Source organism: Streptomyces sp. NPDC091289 (assembly GCF_044757365.1).
GTDB lineage: Bacteria > Actinomycetota > Actinomycetes > Streptomycetales > Streptomycetaceae > Streptomyces.
Genome location: NZ_JBIVUT010000011.1, coordinates 142,323 through 160,531 on the forward strand (window position 1 = coordinate 142,323; position 18,209 = coordinate 160,531).

General features: G+C 72.3%; 11 protein-coding genes. 3 read left to right on the forward strand and 8 right to left on the reverse strand.

Annotation, left to right across the window (positions count from 1 at the left end):
* The first annotated feature begins 412 nt into the window (after nucleotides 1–412).
* On the forward strand, nucleotides 413–1,297 hold the full coding sequence (locus tag ACIQPT_RS16720; protein ID WP_401156559.1) for a methyltransferase domain-containing protein: 885 nt from the start codon (nucleotides 413–415) through the stop codon (nucleotides 1,295–1,297).
* Nucleotides 1,298–1,389: 92 nt separating this feature from the next.
* Here ACIQPT_RS16720 and ffh read toward each other — a convergent pair whose 3' ends face one another.
* The 5 genes from ffh to ACIQPT_RS16745 all read right to left on the reverse strand — a co-directional run bounded on the left by ffh (nucleotide 1,390) and on the right by ACIQPT_RS16745 (nucleotide 9,082).
* Nucleotides 1,390–2,940: a signal recognition particle protein gene (gene ffh, locus ACIQPT_RS16725; protein ID WP_401156560.1), complete on the reverse strand. Its 1,551-nt coding sequence runs from the start codon at nucleotides 2,938–2,940 to the stop codon at nucleotides 1,390–1,392.
* 130 nt (nucleotides 2,941–3,070) lie between these two features.
* The gene (locus ACIQPT_RS16730) at nucleotides 3,071–5,533 is read right to left on the reverse strand and encodes a [protein-PII] uridylyltransferase (protein WP_401156562.1); all 2,463 of its coding nucleotides are present in this window, start codon (nucleotides 5,531–5,533) and stop codon (nucleotides 3,071–3,073) included.
* Nucleotides 5,534–5,561: 28 nt separating this feature from the next.
* A complete protein-coding gene (locus ACIQPT_RS16735) occupies nucleotides 5,562–5,900 on the reverse strand; it encodes a P-II family nitrogen regulator (protein ID WP_003965965.1) in 339 nt (112 codons plus the stop codon).
* Nucleotides 5,897–7,249: an ammonium transporter gene (locus ACIQPT_RS16740; RefSeq protein WP_401156563.1), complete on the reverse strand. Its 1,353-nt coding sequence runs from the start codon at nucleotides 7,247–7,249 to the stop codon at nucleotides 5,897–5,899. The genes ACIQPT_RS16735 and ACIQPT_RS16740 overlap by 4 nt, the downstream gene beginning before the upstream one ends.
* A 357-nt stretch (nucleotides 7,250–7,606) precedes the next feature.
* Nucleotides 7,607–9,082 carry a hypothetical protein gene (locus ACIQPT_RS16745; protein WP_401156565.1) on the reverse strand — a complete coding sequence of 492 codons (1,476 nt, stop codon included), beginning with the start codon at nucleotides 9,080–9,082 and terminating at the stop codon, nucleotides 7,607–7,609.
* A 454-nt stretch (nucleotides 9,083–9,536) separates the two neighbouring features.
* On the opposite strand from ACIQPT_RS16745, the gene ACIQPT_RS16750 reads away from it, so the two are divergent.
* On the forward strand, nucleotides 9,537–10,184 hold the full coding sequence (locus ACIQPT_RS16750) for a bifunctional DNA primase/polymerase (RefSeq protein ID WP_401156567.1): 648 nt from the start codon (nucleotides 9,537–9,539) through the stop codon (nucleotides 10,182–10,184).
* An 86-nt stretch (nucleotides 10,185–10,270) separates the two neighbouring features.
* On the opposite strand, the gene ftsY is transcribed toward ACIQPT_RS16750, so the two are convergent.
* Nucleotides 10,271–11,482, reverse strand: a complete 1,212-nt coding sequence (gene ftsY / locus ACIQPT_RS16755; RefSeq protein WP_401156569.1) for a signal recognition particle-docking protein FtsY — start codon at nucleotides 11,480–11,482, stop codon at nucleotides 10,271–10,273.
* A 199-nt stretch (nucleotides 11,483–11,681) separates the two neighbouring features.
* On the opposite strand from ftsY, the gene ACIQPT_RS16760 reads away from it, so the two are divergent.
* Nucleotides 11,682–12,638: an LLM class flavin-dependent oxidoreductase gene (locus tag ACIQPT_RS16760; RefSeq protein WP_401156571.1), complete on the forward strand. Its 957-nt coding sequence runs from the start codon at nucleotides 11,682–11,684 to the stop codon at nucleotides 12,636–12,638.
* 65 nt (nucleotides 12,639–12,703) lie between these two features.
* Here ACIQPT_RS16760 and ACIQPT_RS16765 read toward each other — a convergent pair whose 3' ends face one another.
* Together ACIQPT_RS16765 and ACIQPT_RS16770 are read right to left on the reverse strand one after the other, a co-directional pair.
* Nucleotides 12,704–14,122 carry a sugar porter family MFS transporter gene (locus ACIQPT_RS16765; protein ID WP_401156573.1) on the reverse strand — a complete coding sequence of 473 codons (1,419 nt, stop codon included), beginning with the start codon at nucleotides 14,120–14,122 and terminating at the stop codon, nucleotides 12,704–12,706.
* Nucleotides 14,123–14,339: 217 nt separating this feature from the next.
* A complete protein-coding gene (locus ACIQPT_RS16770) occupies nucleotides 14,340–18,101 on the reverse strand; it encodes an AAA family ATPase (protein WP_401156574.1) in 3,762 nt (1,253 codons plus the stop codon).
* Nucleotides 18,102–18,209: the final 108 nt, after the last annotated feature.

Genomic DNA, 18,209 nt, shown 5'->3' on the forward strand with positions numbered 1-18,209 from the left:
GGGCATCCCAAATAATTTGCACGTACCAGTCAGTTGCCGTTGATGCGTCCGGACGAGGGCGGGTACGCAGAACTGCGGAGAAGACGCACAGCTCACACCAAGGTGGTGCACAGCGCGCGGGTGCGCCCGGCGCTTCGGATGTGAGGTGCGCGGGCGGCCCGCGCACCTGACGAATCCGCCCGAGAGACTACCCGCCGCCGCGCTCGACGTGCCCGGCGCGGGTGTACGGGTAAGACTGGTCGGAGAGCAGACGCGGGACGGGGCGCACGACCGGTGCACGCAAGCACTGCTCCACAACCCCTGGACGGAACGGCGGATGCGCAGTTCTCTGGCTACGGGGGTGCGGAACATACGCACACGGGGGACGTCCACTCGGGCACGACCGACCTCTTGGCGGATTGGGGCACTTTCCATGACACCAACGCTCGTCCGGAACCACCTGGACGCGGATGCCTCCGCGCCGGCGGACGCCGGTACCCGCGCACGCGACTGGGCCGAGATCCAGGAACGCATGCTCGCGCCGCTGTACGAGGCGGTGTACGACCGGATGGAGGTCGGGGCCGCCACCCGGATGCTGTCCCTCGGCTGCGGCTCGGGCCTCGCGATGCTCGTCGCGGCGGCCCGGGGGGCGCACGTCACGGGTGTGGACTCCGACCGGGAGCGACTGGCGCTGGCCCGCGCGCGGCTGCTGCCCGACGCCGACCGGGACGACGCGCCCGCGCACTCCCCGCACCCGGCCCGCCGTCGGGCCCGGCTGCTGGAGGACGGGCGGCCCGCGCCCGCCGGCGCGGACGGCGCTCCGTACAACCTGATCACGGTCTTCGAGCCGATCGGCTGCGCGGCCGGGGACTCCGAGGGGCTGGTGCCCGCGCTGCGGTCGGCCGTGCCCCTGGCCGTCCGGGGCGCCACGGTGGTGCTGACCGGCTGGGGCCCGCCGGAGCGGTGCGCCACGGCGGCGGTGCTGCGGGTGGCCGCCCGGCTCACGGAGTCCGCGCGTCCGCCGCGCACCGAGCCCGGCAGGTGGCGGCCCACGCTCCGGGACGATCTGGAGGACGTGGCGGCGCGGGCCGGGCTGAAGCCGGACGGTTCGGGGCGGGTGTCCTGCCCGTTCGGCTACGCGGACGTGCGCAGCGCGGTGCGCGGGCTGCTGTCCACGGGGCTCTTCGACGCCGCCGTACGGGCCACGGACCGCTCCCAGGTGGAGAAGGAGGTCGCGGAGGCCCTGCATCCGCACCGGCGGCAGGACGGCACCGTGTGGATGCCGAACGTCTTCCGCTATCTGGTCTGCGTGACCTGAGCGGCACCCTTCAAGGACGTACGCCGTCAGGACATGCGTAAGGGGCGCCCTCTCTCAAGGGCGCCCCTTACGCATGTCTCGTGCGGTGCCGCTTACATGAACTTCTTGAACTCGTCCGGCAGCTCGAAGTTCTTGTCCTCCTGGGCGGGCAGACCGAACGCGCCGCCGCTCTGCGCCGCCTGCTCGCGACGCTCCGCGGCGGCGGCCTCCTCGGCTTTGCGCTTCATGGGGTTGCCGCTCTTGCGCTTGCCCTTGGCCTGCTTGACCTGCTTCTTCTGACGGCCGGGGCCGCCGCCCATGCCGGGCATCCCCGGCATCCCGGGCATGCCGCCGCCCTGGGCCATCTTCGACATCATCTTGCGGGCCTCGAAGAAACGCTCCACCAGGCTCTTGACCGCGGAGACCTCGACGCCCGAACCCTTGGCGATACGGGCCCGGCGCGAGCCGTTGATGAGCGTCGGCTCGGCGCGCTCCTTCGGGGTCATCGACTTGATGATCGCGGCGGTGCGGTCGATGTCGCGCTCGTCGATGTTGTTGATCTGGTCCTTGATCTGCCCCATGCCGGGCAGCATCCCGAGCAGCTTGGAGATGGAGCCCATCTTGCGGACCTGCTCCATCTGGGCCAGGAAGTCGTCAAGGGTGAAGTCCTTGCCGCCCTTGCTCGACTGGAGCTTCGAGGCCATTTTGGCGGCCTCTTCCTGGGTGAACGTCTTCTCCGCCTGCTCGATCAGGGTGAGCAGGTCACCCATGTCGAGGATGCGGGAGGCCATCCGGTCCGGGTGGAACGCGTCGAAGTCCTCCAGCTTCTCGCCGTTCGACGCGAACATGACCTGCTTGCCCGTGACATGGGCGATCGACAGGGCGGCGCCACCGCGGGCGTCGCCGTCGAGCTTGGAGAGCACCACGCCGTCGAAGCCGACGCCGTCGCGGAAGGCCTCGGCGGTGTTGACCGCGTCCTGACCGATCATCGCGTCGACGACGAAGAGGATCTCGTCGGGGCTGACGGCGTCGCGGATGTCCGCGGCCTGCCGCATCAGCTCCTGGTCGATGCCGAGGCGTCCGGCGGTGTCGACGATGACGATGTCGTGGACCTTGGCCTTGGCGAACTCGATGGAGTCCTTGGCGACCTGGACCGGGTCGCCGACGCCGTTGCCCGGCTCGGGGGCGTACACCGCGACGCCGGCGCGCTCGGCGACGACGCTCAGCTGGTTGACGGCGTTGGGGCGCTGGAGGTCGCAGGCGACGAGCAGCGGGGAGTGGCCCTGGCCCTTGAGCCAGAGGCCGAGCTTTCCGGCCAGCGTCGTCTTACCGGCGCCCTGGAGGCCGGCGAGCATGATCACGGTGGGCGCGGTCTTGGCGAACCGCAGCCGCCGGGTCTCGCCGCCGAGGATGGAGACGAGCTCCTCGTTGACGATCTTGACGACCTGCTGGGCGGGGTTCAGCGCCTGGGAGACCTCGACGCCGCGCGCCCGCTCCTTCACGTTGGCGATGAAGGCCCGGACCACGGGCAGGGCGACGTCGGCTTCCAGCAGGGCGATACGGATCTCGCGTGCCGTGGCGTCGATGTCCGCCTCGGACAAGCGGCCCTTGCCCCTGAGGTTCTTGAAAGTCGCGCTAAGGCGGTCGGAGAGAGTATCGAACACGGCGCTCGTCGGTCCTCAGGGTCGGGGGCGGGGCAGGTCAGTCGCCCTCCAGGGTATCCGTCCCCCGGAGAACACCAAGCCCTCGCCCGGATCCGGTGCCGGGCGAGGGCTTCAAAAAGCGTCCCGCACGTCAGCCGAGGGCCTTCTCGACCTCCCGGGCGACCTCGGCGGCCCGGGTCGGGGACAGGGGTTCGCCGTCGGTCCCGGTGACGTAGAAGGCGTCCACGGCGTTGGCGCCGAGGGTGGAGACATGGGCGCTCCGCACCCGTACCGCGCTCTGTTCCAGGGCTCGGCCGATGCGGTGCAGCAGGCCGGGGGCGTCCTGGGCGCGGACCTCGATGACGGTGGCGCGGCGGGAGCCGGCGGCGGCCACGGTCACCCGGGGCGGCGGGGCCTTCACGCCGCGCCGGCGCGGGTAGGCGGCCTCCCGCTCGGCGAGCCTCGCCCGGATGTCCAGGGAGCCGTCCAGGGCCCGTACGAGGTCGGCGCGGAGCCGGGCGGCCTGCGGGAGGGACCCGTACTCGGCGGCGACCCGCCAGCTGAGCAGCAGCAGGTCCGCCCGCTCCCCCAGCTCGTTCGGCAGCTCCACCGCGCGCAGGTCGGCGGCGCGCACGGTGAGGCGGTGCAGGGCGAGGACTCCGGCGGCGGCGGGCAGGACGCCGGGGCGGTCGGGCAGGGCGATGAGGAGCTCGACGCCGACGGGTTCCACTTCGCCGTCCCCGGCGGGCTCCTCGGGCTGGGTGTGCAGGGCGAGGACGGGTTCGCCGGTGCGCAGGGCCTCGATGGCGAGGCGTTCGTGCTCGGCGCTGGGCGCGGTCTCCTCGGGCTCCTCGGGGAGCTCCCCGGCGAGGACGGCGGCGACGCGCTTGACCAGGTCGGTGACGAGGGAGGCGCGCCAGGAGCTCCAGGCGGCGGGCCCGGTGGCGAGCGCGTCGGCCTCGGTGAGGGCGTGCAGCAGTTCCAGGGTGGAGGCGCTGGAGACGGCTTCGGCCACCGACCGCACGGTGGCGGGGTCGTCGAGGTCGCGCCGGGTGGCGGTGTCGACGAGCAGCAGATGGTGGCGTACGAGGGTGGCGATGACGCCCACGTCGTGCTTGTCGAAGCCGATCCGGGTGGCCATGTCCCGGGCGATGACCTCGCCGGCCACGGAGTGGTCGCCGGGCCAGCCCTTGCCGATGTCGTGGAGGAGCGCGGCGACCAGGAGGAGGTCGGGGCGGTGGACGCGGCGGGTGAGGGAGGCGGCGCGGACGGCGGTCTCCACGAGGTGCCGGTCGACGGTCCAGGTGTGGACGGCGTTGCGCTGGGGGCGGCAGTGGACGCGTTCCCAGTCGGGCAGCAGCCGGGTGATGATCCCTTCCGCTTCGAGCGCCTCCCAGACGCCGACGGTGGCCTCGCCCGCGCCGAGCAGCGTGACGAGTTCCTCGCGGGCCTCGGGGGGCCACGGGACCGGCAGCGGCCGGGCGGTGGTCGCCAGGTGGCGTACGAGGTGGCGGGAGAGCGGGAGCCCGGCCTCGGCGGCGGCCGCGGCGGCGCGCAGGGTGAGGACCGGGTCGCGTTCGGGGCGGGCGGCGCGGGCGAGGACCACTTCGCCGTCCGCGTCGACCACGCCGTCGGCGAGCGGGGTGCGCTCGGGGGCGGGCTTGGCGGAGACGCGGCCGCCGCTGAGCATCGCGCGGAGCTTCGGGCGGACCGAGCGGGCGCGCAGGACCCGGTTGACCTCGCGCCAGGTGACATCGGTGGCGTACGAGACGGTGCGGGCGGCCTCGTAGACCTTGCGGAGCAGGACGTCGGCGTCGAGGAGGCCGAGGGCCTCGGCGACCTGGTCCTGTTCCTGGAGGGCGAGCCGGTCGGTGGCGCGCCCGGTGGTGAGGTGGAGGGCGTCGCGGGCGTCGAGGAGGACCCTGCGGGCCTCGGCGAGTCCTTCGCGGGGGGCGTCGGCGACCCAGGACGCGGCCACGGCACGCAGGGCGGTGGCGTCGCGGAGGCCGCCGCGGGCCTCCTTGAGGTCGGGTTCCAGGAGGAACTGGAGCTCGCCCATCCGTTCCGCGCGTTCCTGGCAGAGCTCGTGGAGGGCGGGGAGGCGTTTGGGCGCTTGGTTGCGCCAGTCGGCGAGGACCGCGGTGCGCAGGGAGGCGACCAGGCCGAGGTCGCCGGCGACCGGGCGGGCGTCCAACAGGCCGAGCTGGACCTTGAGGTCCTCGCCGGCCGTCCTCCGGGCCTCGCCGGGGGTGCGTACGGAGTGGTCGAGGGCCAGGCCCAGGTCCCAGACCGGGTACCAGAGGGAGTCGGCGAGGGCGGCGAGGGCCGCCGCGGCGGCGCTGCCGTCGTGCAGGAGGAGCAGGTCGAGGTCGCTGCGCGGGGAGAGCTCGCCGCGGCCGTAGCCGCCGACGGCGACGAGGGCGGCGCCCCGCACCCCGGCGCGGGTCGCGGCGGCGGTGAACAGGCCGGTGAGCCAGTCGTCGGTGAGACGGGCGAGGGCCGCACGGCGCGGCGGCCCGGACCGCGCCTCCTGCTGGAGGAGGCGCAGCCGGGCCGCCGCGTAGCCGCTGGGTCCCGAGCCTTCGGTTTCGGTGGTCACTTCGGTACTCGTCACCCAGCTGCCTTCCGTTGCGGGCCGTCGGTCAGAGGGCGTCCGGGCCGCGCTCGCCGGTCCGTACGCGGACGGCGGTCTCGACCGGGACGCTCCAGACCTTGCCGTCACCGATCTTGCCGGTACGGGCGGCCTTGACGACGACCTCGATGAGCTGTTCGGCGTCCTCGTCCTCGACGAGGACCTCGATGCGGATCTTGGGGACCAGGTCGACGGTGTACTCGGCGCCCCGGTAGACCTCGGTGTGGCCGCGCTGCCGCCCGTAACCGCTGGCTTCCGTGACGGTGAGCCCCTGGACGCCGAAGGCCTGGAGGGCCTCCTTGATCTCGTCCAGCCGGTGGGGCTTCACGACCGCGGTGATGAGCTTCATGCGTCCACCTTCTTTGCCTTCGGTGCTGCCGTCGGGTCACTCGCGGGGGCGGTGGTGCGGGAGACCGTACCGCCGCCGGCGCCGCTGAAGTCGTAGGCCGTCTCGGCGTGCTCGACCTGGTCGATGCCGGAGATCTCGTCGTCCTCGGAGACCCGCATCCCGATCGTCTTGTGGAGCAGGAGGGCGATGAGGCCGGAGACGACCAGAGAGTACGCGAGGACCGCGACGACGCCGACGACCTGCTTGCCGAGCTGTTCGACACCGCCGCCGTAGAAGAGGCCCTTGGCGTCGGACTGGACACCGCCGGTGGCGAAGAAGCCGACCAGGAGGGAGCCGATGACGCCGCCGACGAGGTGGACGCCGACGACGTCGAGGGAGTCGTCGTAGCCGAACTTGTACTTCAGGCCGACCGCCATGGCGCACAGGACACCGGCGATGGCGCCGACCGCGATCGCGCCGAGCGGGGAGACGGAACCACCCGCGGGGGTGATGGCGACCAGACCGGAGACCGCGCCGGAGGCGGCGCCGAGGGTGGTGAAGGAGCCGTGGCGCAGCTTCTCGTAGACGAGCCAGCCGAGGACCGCGGCGGCGGTGGCGACCTGGGTGTTCAGGAACATGACCGCGCCGACGCCGTCGTCGTTGCCGAGCCAGGATCCGGCGTTGAAGCCGAACCAGCCGAACCACAGGAGGGCCGCGCCGAGCATGACGAGCGGCAGGCTGTGCGGCCGCATCGGGTCCTTCTTGAAGCCGATGCGCTTGCCGATGACGAAGATCACGCCGAGGGCCGCGGCACCGGCGTTGATGTGGACCGCCGTACCGCCGGCGAAGTCGATGACGCCCATCTCGAAGAGCCAGCCGCCCGAACCCCAGACCCAGTGGGCGACGGGGAAGTAGACGATGGTGACCCACAGGACGATGAACAGCGCCCACGCGGTGAACTTCACGCGGTCGGCGAGCGCACCGCTGATCAGGGCCGGGGTGAGGACGGCGAACATCAGCTGGAAGGCGGCGAAGACGTACACCGGGATGGTGGTGCCGTCCCAGAGCTCGGTGATGCCGATCCCGCTGAGGCCGACGTAGTCGCCGCTCCAGCCGATGACCGAACCGATGTCGGAGCCGAAGGCGAGGCTGAATCCGTAGAGCACCCAGAGGATCGTGACGATCCCGAGGCTGATGAAGCTCATCATCAGCATGTTGAGGGTGCTCTTGACGCGGACCATGCCTCCGTAGAAGAAGGCCAGGCCGGGGGTCATGAGCATCACCAGGGCCGAGCAGATGAGCATGAACCCGGTGTTGGCGGCAGACAGCTCAGGGGCGTCTGCGGCAAGCGTCGTGATGCCTGGGGGCATCGGCGTCTCCTCGTCGTCGGTGCGGCCGCGGCGTGCGGGGGAATGCTGCGGGACCACTGGGGAAAAGGTGCGGGCCGGTTATGAGCCATGAGGTTGACCGAGCGCCGTTTCCGGGGATGCCGCACGATGTTTCGCGAGCGTGACGAAGAGGGATCGCGTGTTACGGCCGAATGAATCCGGGGTGGCGCGTCCGGTGCCCTGCCTACCCTGCGGCGCACGCCGCATACGGTGCGGTTGAAACGCCCGAGGGCCGGAAAACACGAAACCGGCCACGGCACCCCTCCGTGTGACCAGGCAATGGGGGAGCCGAGTCGGGCTGTACGGAAGGGGCGCCGCGGCCGGGGCCGGGGGTGCCGGTCAGACCGCTTCGGCGGTCTCCGGCAGCTGTTCGTGGAGCAGCTCGGTGAGCCGGGCGACGTCGGCGACATCGCCGAAGTCCCTGGCAGCGGTGTCGACGGTCTTGCGCAGCCGGGTGTTCACCCGCTCGGAGCGGACCTTCTTGGCGATCTTCAGGGCGCGGGTGGCGAGCACGGTGGACTCCTCGGGCTCGCGCTGGAGGAGGTGGACGGTGGCCATGCCGATGAGGTTGAGCGCGTAGGAGCGCTGGTGCTCGTCGTCCTCGCCGAACAGCTCGACGGCCTTGTCCATGACGGGCTGGGCGAGCGAGGCGTAGGTGGGGCTGCGGCCGGCGACATAGGCCAGGTCACGGTAGGAGTGGGCGTTCTCGCCGTTCAGCTCGGCCTCGGAGAAGAAGCGGATCCAGTCGGGCTCGGGCTCGCCGTCGAGTCCGGCGTCCTGGAAGGTGTCCTCGGCCATCCGGACGGCCCGCTTGCACTTGCTGGGCTGGCCCATGTTGGCGTAGGCGCGGGCCTCCATCGCATACAGCATGGCCTGCGTACGGGAGGTGGCGCAGTCGCGGCTGCCGTACTGCGCGAGGTGGATCAGCTCCAGGGCGTCGTCGGGGCGGCCCAGGTGGATCATCTGGCGGCTCATGCTGGAGAGGATGTAGCTGCCGAGCGGCTTGTCCCCGGCCTCCTTGGCGGCGTGCAGGGCGAGCACGAAGTACTTCTGGGCGGTGGGCTGGAGGCCGACGTCATAGCTCATCCAGCCCGCCAGCTCGGCCAGTTCGGCGGCGCAGCGGAAGAGCCGCTGGGCGGTGGCTCCGGGCTGGGGCTCCTGGAGCAGGTCGGTGACCTCGTGCAGCTGCCCGACGACGGCCTTGCGGCGCAGTCCGCCGCCGCACTGGGCGTCCCACTGCCGGAACATCGCGGTGGTCGACTCCAGCAGGTCCAGCTCGGGCCGGGAGAGCCGGGAGGGGCGGTGGGCGGCGGCCGGGGACTCCGGCTCGCCGGGGCCCTGGGCGGGGACGGGCACCAGCCAGCGCTGCATCGGCTCGATGAGGGCGGGCCCGGCGGCCAGCGCCAGCGAGCTGCCGAGGAAGCCGCGCCGGGCGAGCATCAGGTCGCTGCGGGAGAACTCACTGAGCAGGGCGACGGTCTGGGGGCCGGCCCAGGGCAGGTCGACCCCGGCCACCGAGGGTGACTGGTGGGCGGTGCGCAGCCCGAGCTGCTCGACGGCGACGACGGCGCCGAAGCGCTCCGAGAACAGCTCGGAGAGGATGCGCGGGATCGGCTCCCGCGGCTGCTCCCCGTCGAGCCAGCGCCGCACCCGGGAGGTGTCGGTGCTGATGTGGTGGGCGCCCATCTGCCGCGCCCGCCGGTTCACCTGGCGCGCCAGCTCGCCCTTGGACCAGCCACTGCGCACGAACCACGACCCCAACTGCCCGTTGGGACGCTTGCCCGCATCCGTGTCGCCTGCGCCGCTGCCACTCACTGGAACGCCCCCATCCCGCTGAAACCTCATCGCGCGAACCATTATCAGAATGCCGTGCATCGGTGCTGTCCGTCCGGGAGTTGGCCCCCGTCGACATCACGACTTCACCGACATCGTCGAACAGGAAATCGGGTTGCCCATGGCATACCCGTGGGTGCACATACTCCCAGGGTTCGTGTACCGACGGTAATCCTACGATCACCCCTCCCGCGAGGGGGATTGAGGAAACGCCACCATTCGCCACCCCTTCGAATGAACCCGACTGCCGCCGGGCGCGCTTGACTTGAGCGACCAGGACCGAGGGCGAGCGAACGGAAGCACTCGGGGGCGCGCACACCGTGTCGCACTCCCTTTCGCACTACCGCGCACGCCACTCGATCGAGTTTCAGCGACGGAGGGTTACCCGAGCGACGCGGGTCGTAACCACCGGCGAGCCGGACCCGTTGGAGGGGGCATGGGCTTCACGATCGGCGGCATCCGGGAGATGCGATCCGGTGCGCGGCGACGCCACCGCGGCACCGAGGGCACGGCGGTGGCCGAGTACACAGGGCTGTGGGGCTGGGCGGTGACGCCCGGGGCACGGGCCGAGGCCGGCTCCTGCTCGTGCGGCGAGCCGGCCTGTCCGGCGCCGGGGGCCCACCCGCTGGGCTTCGCCCGGGAGGTCCCGGCGGGCACCGGCCTGGACCGCGCGTCGGACGCCTGGGCCGAGACGCCGGGCGCGGCGATGCTGCTGCCGGTGGGCCGCTCCTTCGACGTCCTGGAGGTCGCGGAGCAGGCCGGGCGGCGGGCGCTGGTGCGGATGGAGCGGATGGGGCTGCCGTCGGGGCCGGTCGCGGTGACGCCGACCGGGCGGGCACAGTTCTTCGTCGCCCCCGGGGCCGCCGCCGGGCTGCCCGAGCTGCTCTACCGGATGGGCTGGGACGACGCCGCCCTCGATCTGCGCGCCCTCGGCCCGGGGACGCACATCACCGCCCCGCCCTCCGACCTCGGCGGCCTCGGCCCGGTCCGCTGGCTGCGGCCCCCGGTGCTGGACACGGCGGCCGCTCCCCCGCAGGCGCGGCTGCTGCTGGGCACGCTGGCGTACGTCTGCCACCGCTCGTAGGGCGCGGAGCGGGCCCGGAAACGGCGGACGGGCGGCAGGCTCCTCGCAGGAGCCGCCGCCCGTCCGCCGTTCGCGATACGGGTGGGTCAGTCGCCGATCAGGGCGTCCACGAAGGCGCCCGGCTCGAACGGGGCGAGGTCGTCCGCCCCCTCGCCGAGACCGATCAGCTTCACCGGTACGCCCAGCTCGCGCTGGACCGCGATGACGATGCCGCCCTTGGCGGTGCCGTCGAGCTTGGTGAGGACGATGCCGGTGATGTCCACGACCTCCGCGAACACCCGGGCCTGGACGAGGCCGTTCTGTCCGGTGGTGGCGTCGAGGACGAGCAGGATCTCGTCCAGCGGGCCGTGCTTCTCCACGACGCGCTTGACCTTGCCGAGCTCGTCCATGAGGCCGGTCTTGGTGTGCAGCCGGCCGGCGGTGTCGATGAGGACGACGTCCGCGCCCTCGGCGATGCCTTCCTTGACCGCGTCGTAGGCGATCGACGCCGGGTCGCCGCCCTCGGGCCCGCGGACCGTACGGGCGCCGACACGCTCGCCCCAGGTCTGGAGCTGGTCGGCGGCGGCGGCGCGGAAGGTGTCGGCCGCGCCGAGCACCACGCTGCGACCGTCGGCGACGAGCACCCGGGCCAGCTTGCCGGTGGTGGTGGTCTTGCCGGTGCCGTTGACGCCGACGACCATGACGACGCCGGGGGTCTCGACGCCGCCCTCGGTCTTGACCTCGCGGTCGAAGTCCGGGCCGAGCAGGGTGATCAGCTCCTCGCGGAGCAGGGTGCGCAGCTCCTCGGGGCTGCGGGTGCCGAGCACGCGGACGCGCTCGCGGAGCCGCTCGACGAGTTCCTGGGTGGGGGCGACGCCGACGTCGGCGGTGAGGAGGGTGTCCTCGATCTCCTCCCAGGTGTCCTCGTCGAGGTTGTCCCGGGAGAGCAGGGTGAGGAGCCCCTTACCCAGGGAGTTCTGCGAGCGGGCGAGCCGGGCCCGCAGGCGGACGAGCCGGCCGGCGGTGGGCTCGGGGATCTCCAGCGCGGGCGGCGCGGGGGCCTCGGCGACCGGGGCCTCCTCCACGGGCGCGGTGGCGTCCGGGAGGCCGACTTCGTCGATGGTGCGCCGCGCTTCGTCGCGCGGCGTCTCGGCCTCCTCGCCGACCTGCGGTTCGGCGGGAGGAGTGATGGTCGGCGTGCTCGGCGGCGGGGGCGGCAGCTTCTTCTTCTTGCGGCTGCCGACCACGAGCCCGCCGACCAGGCCGACAGCGACCAGGGCGATGACTACAGCGAGGATGACGATTTCGACGAGTTCCATAACCCGTCCAGTATCGGCCACGGCCGTGCCGCGGGCGCTGGTCCGGCCGGACCCCGGCGATCCATCGGGCCCCTATGCACCTTTTGGCCGTAATTCGAACACCGCCCTCTACACTTCTGACGCCACGTCAGCTACGGTGCCGCCGCCCGCCCGATTGCCCGCCTGCCCGCCTGCCCGCCTCGGCGAAGGGACGCCTTCGATGGCCTTCACAGTGGTCCGGTTCAATCTCGTCGATCCCGAAGCCGAACCCGTATCGCTCTCGGCCCGCTATCGCGCCGCCCTGGAGATGGCGGCGTACGCGGACGAGCACGGCGTCGACACGGTGCAGACCGAGGAGCACCACGGAGTGGCGAATGCGTGGCTGCCGTCCCCGTTCACCTTGGCCGGAGCGGTCTTCGGCGCCACCCGCCGGATCGCGGTGACCGTCTCGGCGATCATCGGGCCGCTGCACGACCCGCTGCGGCTCGCGGAGGACATCGCGGTGCTGGACCTGCTGAGCGCGGGCCGGCTGGTGACGGTCGCGGGGATCGGTTACCGGCCCGAGGAGTACGAGCGGGCCGGGGTCGAGTGGGGGCGGCGCGGCAGGCTCCAGGACGAGCTGCTGGAGACGCTGCTGGCGGCGTGGACCGGGGAGCCGTTCACGTACCGGGGCCGTACGGTACGCGTCACCCCGCGCCCGTACACGCGGCCCCACCCGATGCTGCTGGTCGGCGGCAGCTCGCGGGCGGCGGCGCGGCGGGCGGCCCGGCTGGGGCTGCCGCTGTTCCCGAGCGCGCATCTGCCGGAGCTGGAGGCGTACTACCACGAGCAGCGCGCGGAGCACGGGACGGAGGGCTTCTGCATGATGCCCGCGGCCGAGACCCCGCTGCTGCATGTGTCCGAGGACCCGGACCGTACGTGGGCCGAGTACGGCGAGCACTTCCTGCACGAGGCGCGGACGTACGCCTCCTGGCAGTCCAAGGACATCCGCTCGGCGGTGCGCTCCTCGGCGACGACGGTGGCGGAGCTGCGCGAGGAGGGGGTCTACCGGATCGTGACGCCGGACGAGCTGGCGGGACTGGAGGCGGATTCGCTGGTGCTGCATCCGCTGTGCGGCGGGATGCCGGTGGAGGAGGGGTGGCGGAGCCTGCGGCTGTTCTGCGAGGCGACCGCCTGAGACAGCACTGCCCCGACTCGGGTGAGCCGGGGCAGCACGGTTGTCGAGGAGAGGGGCAGCGGGGATCAGCCCATCTCCTCCAGCGCCTTGCCCTTGGTCTCCTTCACGAATTTCAGCACGAAGGGGATCGAGAGCACGGCGAAGCAGGCGTAGATGATGTACGTCCCCGAGAGGTTCCAGTCGGCCAGGCTCGGGAAGCTGGCGGTGATCGCCCAGTTGGCGATCCACTGCGCGAAGACGGCGACGCCGAGAGCGGCGGCGCGCAGGCGGTTCGGGAACATCTCGCCCAGGAAGACCCAGACGACGACACCCCACGACAGGGCGAAGAAGAGCACGAAGGTGTGGGCGGCGATCAGGGCCACGGCGCCCTGGGTCTCGGGCAGCTTGCCGTCGACCAGGTCGGCGGAGAAGGCCCAGGCCTCGACGGCCAGCGCGACCGCCATGCCGACGGAGCCGACGAGCGCGAGCGGCCTGCGGCCCACCCGGTCCACGAGCACCATCGCGATCACCGTGCCGATGATGTTGATGATCGAGGTGGTGAACGAGTAGAAGAACGAGTCGGTCGGGTCGATGCCGACGGACTGCCACAGGGTCGCCGAGTAGTAGAACGCCACGTTGATGCCGACGAGCTGCTGGAACATCGACAGGCCGATGCCGACCCAGACGATGGGCAGGAAGAAGAAGCGGTTGCCGAGCAGGTCCTTGAAGGAGGACTTGTGCTCGCGGTGCATCGCGGTCTCGATCTCGGCCACCCGGGCGTCGAGGTCGATGTTCTTGCCCTCGACCTCTTCGAGGATCTTGCGGGCCTCGACCTTCCTGCCGACCGAGATGAGGAAGCGCGGGGACTCGGGGATGGCGAAGGAGAGCAGCCCGTACAGGATGGCCGGGAGGACCATCACGCCGAGCATCCACTGCCAGGCCTCCAGGCCCAGGATCTCGCCGCGCTGGTCGCCGTCGGCGATCTGCAGGACGGCGTAGTTGACCAGCTGGGAGATGGCGATGCCGATGACGATCGCGGCCTGCTGGAAGGAGCCGAGCCGGCCCCGGTAGGCGGGCGGCGAGACCTCGGCGATGTAGGCCGGGCCGATCACGGAGGCCATGCCGATGGCGAAGCCGCCGATGATCCGCCACATCGCCAGGTCCCAGAGGGCGAACGGCAGTGCGGAGCCGATCGCGCTGGCCGTGAAGAGCACCGAGGCGATCTGCATGCAGCGGATGCGGCCGATCCGGTCCGCGATGCGGCCCGCGGTGGCGGCGCCGATCGCGCAGCCGATCAGCGCGATGGCGATGACCTGGGCGAGCGTTCCGGATCCGATGTCGTACCGGTCGCGGATCGCCTCGACGGCCCCGTTGATGACGGAGCTGTCGTAGCCGAAGAGGAAGCCGCCCATCGCCGCGGCCGCGGTGATGAAGATGACATGGCCGAGGTGGTCCGGATGGGCCGCCCGGGCCCCGGACTCGGGTCCGTTCGCTGTGCTGGTCACGTGCAACTCCTGATGCCTGGCCGCAGGTCAGACGTGGGGGGTGAGCCTTCCCAGTGGGGCACAACATCCGGCCCGCCACCACTTGAAGGCGAAATCAACTTTGCAGAGGTTATGCGTTCAAGAAGCGAAGTCAAACAGGGGGTCCGTCATCGACCCACCCACGTCTACCCAGGAGCAGACAAAAGGTGCGTTGAACTTCTGATGATTCGGCAAAGAGTCAGCGCAGCCGCTGGCTGATGACCTTCGAGACCCCGTCGCCCTGCATGGACACGCCGTACAGCGCGTCGGCGACCTCCATCGTCCGCTTCTGGTGCGTGATCACGATCAGCTGGGAGCTCTCCTGGAGCTCCGCCATGATCCGGATCAGCCGCTGCAGATTGGTGTCGTCGAGCGCGGCCTCGACCTCGTCCATCACATAGAACGGACTGGGCCTGGCCTTGAAGATCGCGACCAGCAACGCCACGGCCGTCAGGGACCGCTCGCCGCCCGACAGCAGGGAGAGCCGCTTCACCTTCTTGCCCGGCGGGCGCGCCTCGACGTCCACGCCGGTGGCGAGCATGTTGTCCGGATCGGTCAGGACGAGCCGCCCCTCCCCGCCGGGGAAGAGCCGCGAGAAGACGCCCTCGAACTCCCGGGCGGTGTCCCGGTAGGCCTCCGTGAAGACCTGCTCGACCCGCTCGTCGACCTCCTTGATCACCTGAAGCAGATCGGCCCGGGTCTTCTTCAGGTCTTCAAGCTGCTCGGACAGGAACTTGTGCCGTTCCTCCAGCGCCGAGAACTCCTCCAGGGCGAGCGGATTCACCTTCCCGAGTTGCTGGTACGCCCGTTCGGCGGCCCGCAGCCGCTTCTCCTGCTCGGGCCGCCGGTACGCCTTCGGCTGGTTGCGCGGGTCCTCCGGGTCCTCCGGCAGTTCCTCGCCCTCCGCGGCGGGCGACGGCGGCACGAGCTGGTCGGGGCCGTACTCGGAGACCAGCCCCGCGGGCTCCACGCCCAGCTCCTCCAGGGCCTTCGTCTCCAGCTGCTCGATCCGCAGCCGCTTCTCCGCGCCCAGCACCTCGCCCCGGTGGACGGAGTCGGTGAGCTTGTCCAACTCCCCCTTCAGCGCGCGGCCCCGGTCCCGCTCGACGGCCAGCTCGCGCTCCCGCTCGCCCTTCGCCACCTCGGCCGACGTCCGCTCCTGATCCGCCCGTACGAGGGACACCTCGACGTGCGCCAGCAGCTGACGGGCCCCGGAGGCCACGGCGGAGGCGACCTCGGCCTCGTACCGCAGCCGGGCCCGGCGCTGTTCGGCACGGGTGCGCGCCTCCCGTTCGGCGCGGGCGGCCCGGTCCAGGGAATCGGCGCGCCCGGCCAGCGCCTTGACCCGCTCCTCGTGCGTACGGGCCTGGAGCCGGGCCTCCATCTCGGTCTGGCGCGCGTTGGCCCCGTCGGCGGCGAGCCGGTCCCGTACCGAGGTGTCGGGCTCCTCCTCGGCGGGGGCCTCCTCGGCGACCAGCAGCCGCTCCGCCAGCTCCTCGGCCTCCTCCGTCGCCCGCTCCAGGGCCTCCTGGGCTCGGGCGGCGGACGCGGTCATGCGCTCGGCCTCGCCCGCCGCGCCCCTGGCCTGCCCGGCGAGCCGCCCGAGCTGCTGGGCGAAGCCGGACTTCTCCCGCTCGGCCGCCCGGCGGCGCTCCCCCAGCTCCTCGACGAGCGCGGTCCGCTCCGTGCGCCGCTCCCCCGCCAGCCGCTGGGCCGCGGCGAGCTCCTCGCACCGTACGGCGAGGTCGGCCAGCTCGGCGGCGGCCTCGTCGACGGAGGCCTGCACCTCCAGGAGGCTGGGCGCCCCGGCCGACCCGCCGTGCGCGAAGTGGGCGGAGAGCACGTCCCCTTCACCGGTCACCGCGGTCAGCCCGGGGTGCGCGGCGACCAGTTCCTCGGCGTCCTCCAGCGTCCCGACGACCACCATGTCCGCCACGAGGCGGCGTACGGCCCCGACCAGCGCGGCGGGCCCGCGCACCAGGTCGGCGACGGCGGGCGCGGCGAGGGTGGTGGCCGTCTCGGCGCGGCCGTTCGGGAGGGCGGCGACGTCCGGGCCGCCGTGCCGCGCGACGGGTGCGGGTTCCGTTTCGTTGTGGGTGCCCCCCTGCGCGGGCAGCACGGTGGGCGCGGCGGGCGTGGGGTGCACGGTGGGCGCGGGGTGCGCGGCGGGCGCGGCCGTCTCCCGTACGTGTACCTGCTCCGGTACGTGGTGGGGCCGGGCGTCGTCGGCGGCGTTCGCGGGGTCCGCGCCCAGCAGCATCGCCGCGCGCCCCGCGTCCCGTTCGCGCAGCAGCCGGATCGCGTCGGCGGCCGTGGCCGGGTCCGTGACGGCCACCGCGTCCGCCGCCGTGCCGAGGGCGGCCGCGACCGGGATCTCGTACCCGGGCTCGACGGTCAGCAGTTCGGCGGCCGGGCCGAGGAGGCCGGCCAGCCGGTCGCGGGCCCCGAGCAGCGCGCCGGTGCCGTCCTTGCGGCGCAGCCCCAGGGCCAGCGCCTCGTGCCGGGCCGCGACCGCCGCCCGCCTGCGCTCGGCGGCCGTGGCCTCCTCGCGGGCCGTGCTGTGCGCGGCCTGGGCCTCGGCGAGCGCCTTCTTGGCCGCCTCGTGCCGCGCGGCCAGCTCCTGGTCGTCCGCGTCCAGTCCGTCGACCTCGGCCTTGAGCTGCTCGTACTCCTCCTGGGCGCTCACCGCGCGCTCCTGCGCCTCGTCCCGGGAGGCGGCCAGCCGGTCGATCTCGGCCTGTGCCGAACCGGCCCGGCCACGGGCCGCGTTGACCTGGCCGTTCAGCCGGGCGAGCCCTTCGCGCCGGTCCGCGATGGCGCGGGCGGCGTCCTTGAGCCGGCGCTCCTCGGCGGCCAGCTCGCGTTCCAGGTCGGCGCGGTGCGCGACGGTGTCCTCCAGCGCGTGTTCGGCCGCCTCCAGGGCCGCCGTCAGCTCCGCCTCCTGCTCCCGGATCCGGGCGGCCTCGCGCTCCAGGTCCTCGGGGTCGCGGCCGCGGCGCTCCTCGGCGGGGGCCTCGGAGGCGCTGCGGACCCGGGCGTCGGCCAGCGAGATCGTGCCGCGGACCCGCTCGGCCAGCTGCGACAGCTCGTACCAGGTCTGCTGGGCGCGCTGGAGCCGGGGCGCGAGCCGGCACACCTCGCCCTCCAGCTCGGCCTCGCGGGCGAGCGCCGTACTCAGCTCGGCCTCGGCCGCGTCCTTGCGCTTCTTCAGCTCCGCCTCGTCGGCGATCTCGTCGCGCAGCGCGTCCCGCAGGGTCACCAGGTCGTCCGCGAGGATGCGGAGCCGGGCGTCGCGCAGGTCGGCCTGGATGACGGCGGCCCGGCGGGCGACGGCGGCCTGCCGGCCGAGCGGTTTGAGCTGGCGACGCAGTTCGTCGGTGAGGTCCTGGACGCGGGCCAGGTTGGCGCCCATCGCGTCCAGCTTCCGCAGCGCCTTCTCTTTCCGCTTGCGGTGCTTGAGCACGCCCGCGGCCTCCTCGATGAAGGCCCGGCGGCCCATCGGGTCGGCGTGCAGCACGGAGTCCAACTGGCCCTGGCCGACGATGACGTGCATCTCGCGGCCGATGCCGGAGTCGGAGAGGAGTTCCTGGATGTCCAGCAGCCGACAGGTGTCTCCATTGATCTGGTATTCGCTGCCGCCATTGCGGAACATGATCCGAGTGATCGTCACTTCGGCGTACTCGATGGGCAATGCGCCGTCGGAATTGTCGATGGTCAGCGACACCTCGGCGCGGCCGAGCGGCGGCCGCCCGGTCGTCCCGGCGAAGATCACGTCTTCCATCTTGCCGCCGCGCAGGGATTTGGCGCCCTGTTCCCCCATGACCCAGGAGAGCGCGTCCACCACATTGGACTTTCCGGACCCATTGGGTCCGACAACGCAGGTGATCCCCGGTTCGAACCGCAGGGTGGTGGCGGACGCGAACGATTTGAAACCACGCAGGGTCAGGGCCTTGAGGTGCACGCCGCCGGACTCTACCTTTCGCTCTCGGTTTCGCTGATGAAGGTGCAGGGCACATCAGACGGTAAGCGAAGCCCGGTACGTCCGGGGTGGGGGCCGGGCAAAGAAAAA

Bases quoted from the DNA above. Each gene is read 5' to 3' on its own strand.
- ftsY (WP_401156569.1), bottom strand. From the start codon at position 11,482: ATGGAACTCGTCGAAATCGTCATCCTCGCTGTAGTCATCGCCCTGGTC.
- ACIQPT_RS16720 (WP_401156559.1), top strand. From the start codon at position 413: ATGACACCAACGCTCGTCCGGAACCACCTGGACGCGGATGCCTCCGCG.
- ACIQPT_RS16750 (WP_401156567.1), top strand. From the start codon at position 9,537: ATGGGCTTCACGATCGGCGGCATCCGGGAGATGCGATCCGGTGCGCGG.
- ACIQPT_RS16760 (WP_401156571.1), top strand. From the start codon at position 11,682: ATGGCCTTCACAGTGGTCCGGTTCAATCTCGTCGATCCCGAAGCCGAA.
- ACIQPT_RS16735 (WP_003965965.1), bottom strand. From the start codon at position 5,900: ATGAAGCTCATCACCGCGGTCGTGAAGCCCCACCGGCTGGACGAGATC.
- ACIQPT_RS16740 (WP_401156563.1), bottom strand. From the start codon at position 7,249: ATGCCCCCAGGCATCACGACGCTTGCCGCAGACGCCCCTGAGCTGTCT.